This window comes from Streptomyces sp. NPDC057302 (assembly GCF_042667685.1).
Lineage (GTDB): Bacteria > Actinomycetota > Actinomycetes > Streptomycetales > Streptomycetaceae > Streptomyces.
Map to the genome: position 1 here is coordinate 1 of NZ_JBHUZJ010000152.1, position 8,144 is coordinate 8,144.

General features: G+C 67.2%; 10 protein-coding genes. 8 read left to right on the plus strand and 2 right to left on the minus strand.

Annotation, left to right across the window (positions count from 1 at the left end; translation table 11 throughout):
• Positions 1-51: 51 nt before the first annotated feature.
• Positions 52-225: a CsbD family protein gene (locus tag ACFUPX_RS43580; RefSeq protein ID WP_383335212.1), complete on the minus strand. Its 174-nt coding sequence runs from the start codon at positions 223-225 to the stop codon at positions 52-54.
• 286 nt (positions 226-511) lie between these two features.
• Between ACFUPX_RS43580 and ACFUPX_RS43585 the strand changes: the two genes are divergently transcribed.
• The 7 genes from ACFUPX_RS43585 (at position 512) to ACFUPX_RS43615 (ending at position 5,281) form a co-directional block, all read left to right on the plus strand.
• A complete protein-coding gene (locus tag ACFUPX_RS43585) occupies positions 512-901 on the plus strand; it encodes an ATP-binding protein (RefSeq protein WP_383335214.1) in 390 nt (129 codons plus the stop codon).
• A 141-nt stretch (positions 902-1,042) separates the two neighbouring features.
• Complete coding sequence (locus ACFUPX_RS43590; protein WP_383335233.1) at positions 1,043-1,903, plus strand: SigB/SigF/SigG family RNA polymerase sigma factor; 861 nt, start codon at positions 1,043-1,045, stop codon at positions 1,901-1,903.
• Between the two features lie 112 nt (positions 1,904-2,015).
• Positions 2,016-2,420: an STAS domain-containing protein gene (locus tag ACFUPX_RS43595; RefSeq protein WP_383335216.1), complete on the plus strand. Its 405-nt coding sequence runs from the start codon at positions 2,016-2,018 to the stop codon at positions 2,418-2,420.
• Positions 2,421-2,464: 44 nt separating this feature from the next.
• Positions 2,465-3,268 carry an alpha/beta fold hydrolase gene (locus tag ACFUPX_RS43600; protein ID WP_383335218.1) on the plus strand — a complete coding sequence of 268 codons (804 nt, stop codon included), beginning with the start codon at positions 2,465-2,467 and terminating at the stop codon, positions 3,266-3,268.
• Positions 3,268-4,554, plus strand: coding sequence for a SpoIIE family protein phosphatase (locus ACFUPX_RS43605; RefSeq protein WP_383335220.1), 1,287 nt, complete (start codon positions 3,268-3,270; stop codon positions 4,552-4,554). The genes ACFUPX_RS43600 and ACFUPX_RS43605 overlap by 1 nt, the downstream gene beginning before the upstream one ends.
• 1 nt (position 4,555) lies before the next feature.
• Entirely contained in the window at positions 4,556-4,906 is a 351-nt protein-coding gene (locus ACFUPX_RS43610; protein ID WP_383335222.1) for an STAS domain-containing protein, read from the plus strand.
• Between the two features lie 219 nt (positions 4,907-5,125).
• Positions 5,126-5,281: a hypothetical protein gene (locus ACFUPX_RS43615; RefSeq protein WP_383335224.1), complete on the plus strand. Its 156-nt coding sequence runs from the start codon at positions 5,126-5,128 to the stop codon at positions 5,279-5,281.
• Between the two features lie 179 nt (positions 5,282-5,460).
• Here the strand turns inward: ACFUPX_RS43615 and ACFUPX_RS43620 are convergent, their stop codons facing one another.
• Positions 5,461-6,543: an aromatic acid exporter family protein gene (locus ACFUPX_RS43620; RefSeq protein WP_383335229.1), complete on the minus strand. Its 1,083-nt coding sequence runs from the start codon at positions 6,541-6,543 to the stop codon at positions 5,461-5,463.
• A gap of 482 nt (positions 6,544-7,025) precedes the next feature.
• On the opposite strand from ACFUPX_RS43620, the gene ACFUPX_RS43625 reads away from it, so the two are divergent.
• Positions 7,026-8,048: a cation diffusion facilitator family transporter gene (locus ACFUPX_RS43625; protein ID WP_383335231.1), complete on the plus strand. Its 1,023-nt coding sequence runs from the start codon at positions 7,026-7,028 to the stop codon at positions 8,046-8,048.
• Positions 8,049-8,144: the final 96 nt, after the last annotated feature.

The following is an 8,144-nucleotide window of genomic DNA, read 5'->3' on the forward strand; positions in this document are numbered from 1 at the left end:
GCGGGCTCCCTGAGGGAGCCCGCCCACCGCGCTGTCATGCCGATCGGCCGGCTAGTGCTTGCCGACGTCCTTGATCTTTTCCTTGGCCTGCCGGGCGTCGCCCTTCTTCCGTTCGGCGCGTCCCTCGGCGGTCAGGCGCTCGTTGCCGACAGTACGGCCCGCGGTCTCCTTGGCCGCGCCCGTGGCCTGCTCGGTCTTGGCTTTGGCCTTCTCGTTGGCAGTCATATCCGCTCACGCTCCCTCAGCCTCGACATCAGTGCTGCACATCCGCCTGGCCAGCTATCGCCGGCGTAAACATGACTAGTTCGGAACAGAGCCAGCGGGTGATGTCGATCCGGGCAGAGGTCGATCCGGGCAGAAGGCGAGCGCGCCGTTTCCCCCGGTCTTCGCAGCGCGTCATTCGGCTGGGCGACCAGGACTGTTGTGCTGCGCCTCGGGCAGACGGGACTCAACGACCGATCACTTGCCGTATGGCCGAGCTGGCCAGTTCGCAGCTAGGAGCTGAAGTCTGATGGGGACTCGCGCGACGCCCGGCATCCTGGACGTGGCCTGCCACGATGTGCGCGAGGCGGTCAGGGACGTGATCGAACAAGCCTGCCTGGACATGCCGCCGAACCAGGCTCGCAGTTTCCGCGATGACGCTCTGCTGGTCGCCAGCGAATTGGTATCGAATGCGATCCTGCACGCCGATGGTGTGACCCGGTTCGACGCCTACATCGAAGACGGCTTTCTGGTGATGCGGGTGGGTGACCGCAGCACGAGAGCACCGCATCTCGTACGCCCGGAGCCCGGTCGGCCGGGGGGTTTCGGCTGGATGATCACCCAGCGACTCGCCTCGCGCGTCAACGTCGACGTACGGCCCGACGGCAAGACCGTCGACGCAGCACTGGCCCTTCCGTAGAACACCGGCCCCTGATCGCCCGTTACCCGACAGGACCCTCTGACGTTTCTTCTGCATGTTCGGCCCAACGCCGGGTAACTGCGCGAGAACAGTGACTCGGCAGGCCATTCGGGACAGCGACAGCAGAAGGCAGGGCGCATGATGACCGTGACGACGCAGGAGAAGGCAACGGCCGCTCAGAGCCGCGAGGCCCTCGTCGAGCGTGCCTATGCGAACCCGTCCTCCATCGCGCCCAGGGATGCCCGGGAGATCGGCAAGGGGTTCTTCGACCGGCTGACCCAGCTCGAGGAAGGCACGCACGAGTACCAGTACGTGCGCAACTGCCTCATCGAGATGAACCTCTCCCTGGTGCAGTACGCCGCCTCCCGGTTCCGCCACCGCGGCCAGGAGGAGATGGAGGACATCGTCCAGGTCGGCACCATCGGCCTGATCAAGGCGATCGACCGCTTCGAGCTCACCCGCGAGGTCGAGTTCGCCACCTTCGCCGTCCCCTACATCACCGGCGAGATCAAGCGGTTCTTCCGCGACACCAGCTGGGCCGTGCACGTGCCCCGCCGCCTTCAGGAAGCCCGCATCGAACTGACCAAGGCCACCGAGGAACTGCGCACCCGCCTGGGCCGCAACCCCTCCACCGCCGAGCTGGCGGAGCTGATGCAGCTGGAGCCGGCAGAAGTCGCCCAAGCGCAGATGGCCTGCAACGGCTACAGCGCCACCTCTCTGGACGCCGCGGTGATGCACGGCAGCGAGGACTCCGACGCCGCCCTGGCCGACTTCATCGGCTTTGAGGAAAGCTCCTACGAGCTCATCGACAACTTCAGCTCCCTGGCACCGCTCATCGCCGGTCTGGACGAGCGTGAGCGCACACTGATCCACCTGCGGTTCGTCGAGGAGCAGACGCAGGCGCAGATCGGCGAAGCGCTCGGCGTCTCCCAGATGCACGTCTCGCGGCTCATCGCCCGTGTGGTGGCCAAGCTCCGCACCGGGCTGATGGCCGTCAACTAGGCCACCGCCCAGAGCCCCGGCGAAGCGCCCCACGCCCCAACTGCCTGCCGCTCGCGGATTGATGCCCGGGGCAGGGTGCGCTGCCCACGCACAGTGTGCCAGGGTGCTGCGCATGACATCAGGCAGAACGAACGTACGTCGTGACCAGCAAGAACGCGTGGCGGTGATCACACCTCTCGGCGACGTGGACCTGGACCACCTCGCTGACATCACCGTGGCTTTCGTACAGGTGTTGTCCGACACGGCGACGGACGCAACGCTGATCGATCTGTCGGAAGTGACCTTCGCCGACAGCACCTTCCTCAACCAGCTCATCACGACGTTCTCCGACCACACCGCGACATCCAGGCCGCTCGTCTTTGCCGGGCCCCTACACTCGGCCGTACGACGGCTGCTTGAAGTCACCGGCACCGACGCGGTCCTGCCCCTCGCCGCCACGGTGCACACGGGCCTTGAGCAGCTCAGGGCGGCGGCCGCACCCACTGTGATGCGGCGAAAGCCGACCCCCGGCGTCTGACGGCCGCCTGCTGCGCTTGGGGAGGCTGGTGGGACACTGCCGGGATGGATGCCTGTAGCAGGAACAACGTTGCCGTCGCCGGCCGCACGGACGGGCCGGTGCTCCTGCTGGCGCACGGGTTCGGTTGTGATCAGAACATGTGGCGCCTGGTGGTCCCGGCGTTGTCCCCACACTTCCGGGTGGTTCTCTTCGACTACGTGGGATCCGGCCGTTCAGACCCGTCAGCCTGGAACGAGGAGCGCTACAGCTCGCTGGACGGTTACGCCCGCGACGTGCTGGAAATCTGCGCGGAGCTGGATCTGCGGGACGTGATCTTCGTGGGGCACTCGGTCAGCGCCATGATCGGGGTACTCGCGGCGGCCAGGGCGCCGGAGCGCTTCTCCCGCATGGTGATGGTGGCTCCCTCTCCTCGTTACATCGACGAGGACGGGTATCGGGGCGGCTTCAGCTCCGACGACATCGATGAGCTGCTGGAGTCCCTGGAGTCGAACTATCTGGGCTGGTCGGCAACGATGGCCCCGGTCATCATGGGCAACGCGGACCGGCCCGAGCTCGGCGAGGAGCTGACGACCTCGTTCTGTGCGACCGACCCGGACATGGCACGGGTCTTCGCCCGCACGACGTTCCTGTCCGACAGCCGCGAGGACCTGCGGACGGTGGCCATCCCGACGCTCGTGCTGGAGTGCTCGCAGGACGTGATCGCACCCCGCGAGGTCGGCGCCTTCGTCCATGACGCGATCCCCGGCAGCCGACTGGTCACACTGGAGGCCACGGGGCACTGCCCGCAGCTCAGCGCACCGCAGGCCACCGCCGCCGCCGTCATCGACTTCACCGGAGCGGGCCGTTGATGTGCCGCACGGATCAGGCACACGAGCCCAGTGAGGAGCGGGAGGGGGATGCCGCGGACGCGGCGTTCACCTCGCTGCTGGAGGACAGCGCCGAGGAGTTGTACGACCAGGCGCCGTGCGGGTATCTGTCGACGCTGATGGACGGCACCATCGCGAAGATCAACAAGACTCTGCTGGACTGGCTGGGCCTGGAGCGGTCCCAGGTGTTGGGGCGAAAGCGGTTCACCGATCTGCTCACCGTGGGGGGCAAGCTCTACCACGAGACTCACTTCGCGCCGCTGTTGCAAATGCGGGGCGAGGTCAGCGGCATCGCCCTGGATCTCAAGGCCGACAAGCAGCGGATGCCGGTGTTGGTCACCTCGAAGGTGAAGGTGAGTGAGGACGGCGAGCCGCTGCTGATCCGCACCTCGATCTTCGACGCCCGCGATCGCCGCGCCTACGAGGCCGAGCTGCTGCGCGGCCGGCAAGCGGCTGAAGAAGCACGTCGGCAGGCCGAGGCAGACCGCGAACGGCTCCAAGAAGCCCTCGCCGTCCTGCAGCAGAACCTGCTGCCCTCCGAGCTGCCCGCCATTCCGGGCCTGGAGACCGGCTCGTACTACCACACCGCTTCTCCGGTTCAGCTGGGCGGAGACTTCTACGACCTGTTCCCTCTGGGGTCGGACCGGTGGGCGTTCTTCCTCGGCGACGTATGCGGCAAGGGCCCACGGGCCGCCGCTGTCACCTCGCTGACCCGTTATACCCTGCGTGCCGCCGCCCTGCACGACCCCGACCCGGTCACGGTGCTGACCACCTTGAACACGGTGCTGCACGAGCGGTACACCAGCGGCGATCCCCGCTACTGCACTGCCATATTCGGTCTCCTGGAACCTGACAACGATCATTTCAACGTGCACTTGGCTTCGGGTGGGCATCCCTCGGCGCTGATCCAGCGAGCGGACGGCACCGCCGAGTACCTCCCCACCCCGGGCGGGATGCTCATCGGCATCCTGCCCCATCCCGAATTCCGCACCACTCGCACCCAGCTGCTTCCCGGCGACACTCTCCTCCTCTACACCGACGGTCTGACCGAGGCCCGCATCGGGCCCGAGCGCGAGCTCTACGGAGACGACGCCCTGCGCGCCTTCGCCGCCGGTCAGCCGCCGGTGGGCCCCCAAGCCCTGATCACTGCCCTGACCGCGCTGATCGCTGGTTTCGGCGACGGACTCGACGACGACACCGCACTGCTCGCCCTCGGCGTACCCGCCGCGTTTCCGGCCTCCGTTCCCGCCCCCGTGAGTGAGACCTGAGATGACTCCGCTGACGATCACCTCCCGCGACGCCGGCACCGGTCCCGTACTAGAGATCGCCGGTGACCTCGACTACGTGACGGCATCCGAACTCCGCACGATCCTGGACGACCTCACCCTGGCCGCAGGCCAACTGCTGGTCCTGGACCTGGCCGGTCTGGACTTCTGCGACTCCAGCGGCATCACCGTTCTGTTGGCGGCCCGCAACCTGGCCATCGAACAGGGGGGCACGATAGCCCTGGCCGCGATTCCCGCCAGCACCGCCCGCATCCTGCGCGTCATGGGTCTGGACCGAGTCTTCACCATCCACTCCGACACCTCGGCGGCCACCGCACGCGACGCCGCGTGCTGACCAGGCTGCGGGGATCTGGGGAGGGTCGATGAATTTCCCGTGCATGTCCGGTGGAACGCAGGGCACATGGTGCCAGCGAGACAGGGTCAAGCAGCCGCCGCACAGGCGGTCTGCAGGGACTGAACCCGGCCCGGGTCTGGCAACGGACGGGAAAGAGTGCCGCAGGTAGGACGAAGAGAAGCCTGCACGCACGAAGAGACTTGAAAGATCGGATTCATAATGATCATCCTTGGCGTCATACTGCTCCTCCTCGGAATGCTGGTCGGGGTCTCGTTGCTGACGACGGTCGGAGGGGTGCTCGTCGTGGTCGGTGCGCTGCTGTGGGTCCTCGGCGCGACCGGACGCAAGGTCGGTGGACGCAAGCACTACTTCTAACAGCCGGACGGGACGTGCGCACTCGCCATACGGACGCACTGTGCACTGTCTCCGGACCGGCCCGGGGTCCTGCGGAGGACGATCTCCGCAGGACCCCACCCGTATCTTTGGGGGCGCCTGCCACGGCGTCGGTTCACCGCCTGCTCATGCCCACGGCGCCGCTCTCGTGCCGGTCGCTCTCAAGCGTCGGCGGTGTCCTTGAGGACATCGCAGGTGTTCTGGAACTCTTCCATCAACCGCGTTGCCTCCACCACCAGGACTCCATAGGGCCGTGAGGCGTCCGACAGCGGGAGCTCGTTCTCCTGTGCCGCGCTCAGGACCTTCTGCAGCGCTTCCTGAGACGTGGTCGCCAGTTGACACATGTGGTCCGCCTGTTCGCTCAGCGTGTCGCTGTCGAGTTCGGCGATGACATGCGCGATGTCACGCAGGCTGGCAGCGAAGTCGGCATACGCCTTCAGAGCCGGTGCGTAGGTGTAGGTGTTCTCCGTCTCGCGCCACAGGCCCAGGCTGCGGGTCAGCGAGCCCAGCTGGTAGACCGCGCGTTCCAGGGCGTTGACGTTCTGGCGGTAGCGGCTGAACGTGAGATAACTGCGGTGGGACGGGAGCAGGCGCCGCGGGTTGAAGGGCAGGCTGTTCTCCGCCGTGTTCAGTCCGGCGCGGGCCTGGGCGACGGCGCGCTGAGCACTCTCTCCGGCCACGCGCCACTGCGCGGCACGGTCGGCATCGACATCCCCGGTGGCCAGACCGTCAGCCATGTCGTCCAGCAGGGATTCGATCTCGCCGGCCAGGGCGCGCAGGCCCTGTTCGGCGCTGCGATAGCGCAGCGGTGGTGCGATGCAGAGGTTCACGCTCAAGCCGATGGCGCAGCCGATCAGGACGAGAAGGATGATCTGGCCGAGTTGAGCGGCTTTGTCACTGGTGGTGGCTGCCGCGGCATAGGTGGAGAACGCGAAGAAGGCGGCGGTGGCGACCTGCGAGCGCTGCTCCCCCAGTGCCGGCCACTGCCCGATCCACAGGGCGATGACCGCGACCAGGACGAAGGCGACCAGATCGGGGCCCGCCATGAATCCGATCGCGGCCTGGATGGCCACTCCGACGGTGACCGCCGCCGCATAGCGAAGCGCTTGCCAGACGGACTTGTAGATCGTGACATTCATGATCAGTACGGCGGAGAACGGCGCGAAGGCCGGGGATGCGGCCTTCAGCAGATCGTGGGAGATCCACCAGGCCAGCGTCGCCGCCAGGGCGCTCTTACCTACCAACAGGGCGGTATGGCGTTCATGGCCCGGCGACTCCCACGCCCGCTTCAGCCACGCCCAACCGTTCCCCATGCGCCCGATCACTTGCTGTACTGCCCCTTCTCCACTCCGGAGTCGCCCATCACTGACCAACCATGCCAAATATTAAGGTTTATGAACAAATTGCCCACGCTACCGGCGCGGGAAAACTCTTGAAACAGGTATAGGGCTGCCGGCCGGGTGCTGCTCACGAGCAGGGGCGGTGGCGACCAATGGTCGCCGCACGAGCTGTTGTCTCCCGGTTGCCCTTGGACGGGCACCGAAAACGTGGAGGTCTCCCCGCGGAGCACGGCAGGGCTTGGGCCGATTCCGCGCGCCGGCAGGTGCCGGACCTAGGGCCCCGGAACGACGGCTCCCGCACGCCTGGAGCCACACCCCCGGGGTACCCGAACAACATCCTGACCCCCTGCAAGCACCTTTGAGATCCCCCAGAACTGCGAGGCCAGATGACCGCCAAGCCAGCGACCGACCAGTTGTCGAGCACCCCAGCGTCGGCCGAACGAGCGCCGAGCGGGCAGGCCCCGAGGGACAAGGCGTCGAAGGACCAGGAGACGAGGACCACCGTCTGGGTGGCGCTCGCCGCGAACCTGGTCATCGCCCTGGCCAAGATGGCGGGCGGACTGTTCGCGGGCTCACCCGCGCTTCTCTCCGAGGCGGCCCACTCGATCGCGGACAGCATGAACGAGGTCTTCTTGCTGGCCGCGCTGCGCCGCAGCCGTAAACCGGCCGACCCCCAGCACCCCTTCGGCTACGGCAAGGAACGCTACTTCTGGTCACTGCTCGCCGCCGTCGGCATTTTCGTCACCGGTGGCTGCTTCTCGATCTTCCAGGGCCTCGAGGCGCTGCGCTCCGAAAGCTCAGAATCCACGACGGGCTACATCATCGGTCTCGTCGTGCTCGGGGTCGCCTTCTTCGCCGAGGGCGGTTCCCTGGTCCGCGCGCTGTGGCAGGTGCGGCGGCAGGAGGGCGGCATCGGCTCCGACCCGGCCTTGCGCACCGTCATCGCCGAGGACGGCACCGCGGTGCTCGGCGTGACCCTCGCCATGATCGGCATGGGCCTGCACATGGCGACCGGGGAGGTCGTCTACGAGGCAGCTGCCTCCATGGCCATCGGCCTGCTGCTCATCGCGGTGGCCTACCGCTTGGGCAAGGAAGCCAAGGAGCAGCTCATCGGCGAGTCCGTCGACCCCGAGCTCCGCGGTGAGATAGCCCACTTCCTCGCCGAGCAGCCCGAGATCGACCGCGTCGCGAGCCTGCTCACGATGCGGCTCGGCATGGACTCCACACTCGTCGCCGCCCGCATCGACCTCGCGCCCGGCCGGGACAGCGAGGTCGTGGAACTCGTCATGGAGCGCATCAAGTCCGACGTAGCCGAACGCTGGCCGCAGGCCGACCAGGTGTTCCTCGACGTCACCGAGGCACCGCCCCTACCGGGCGCCGAGGTGGACCCGGACCTCACGGCTTCGTAAGGGACTGGAGTCCACGGGCCGCAGGCGGGAGGGGTGTGTTCTGCGCCGGCCTGCGGAGAGCTCGATCAGCCGGTGGACTTGTCCACCGGCTGATCG

Bases quoted from the DNA above. Each gene is read 5' to 3' on its own strand.
- ACFUPX_RS43580 (WP_383335212.1), bottom strand. From the start codon at position 225: ATGACTGCCAACGAGAAGGCCAAAGCCAAGACCGAGCAGGCCACGGGC.
- ACFUPX_RS43585 (WP_383335214.1), top strand. From the start codon at position 512: ATGGGGACTCGCGCGACGCCCGGCATCCTGGACGTGGCCTGCCACGAT.
- ACFUPX_RS43590 (WP_383335233.1), top strand. From the start codon at position 1,043: ATGACCGTGACGACGCAGGAGAAGGCAACGGCCGCTCAGAGCCGCGAG.
- ACFUPX_RS43595 (WP_383335216.1), top strand. From the start codon at position 2,016: ATGACATCAGGCAGAACGAACGTACGTCGTGACCAGCAAGAACGCGTG.
- ACFUPX_RS43600 (WP_383335218.1), top strand. From the start codon at position 2,465: ATGGATGCCTGTAGCAGGAACAACGTTGCCGTCGCCGGCCGCACGGAC.
- ACFUPX_RS43605 (WP_383335220.1), top strand. From the start codon at position 3,268: ATGTGCCGCACGGATCAGGCACACGAGCCCAGTGAGGAGCGGGAGGGG.
- ACFUPX_RS43610 (WP_383335222.1), top strand. From the start codon at position 4,556: ATGACTCCGCTGACGATCACCTCCCGCGACGCCGGCACCGGTCCCGTA.
- ACFUPX_RS43615 (WP_383335224.1), top strand. From the start codon at position 5,126: ATGATCATCCTTGGCGTCATACTGCTCCTCCTCGGAATGCTGGTCGGG.
- ACFUPX_RS43625 (WP_383335231.1), top strand. From the start codon at position 7,026: ATGACCGCCAAGCCAGCGACCGACCAGTTGTCGAGCACCCCAGCGTCG.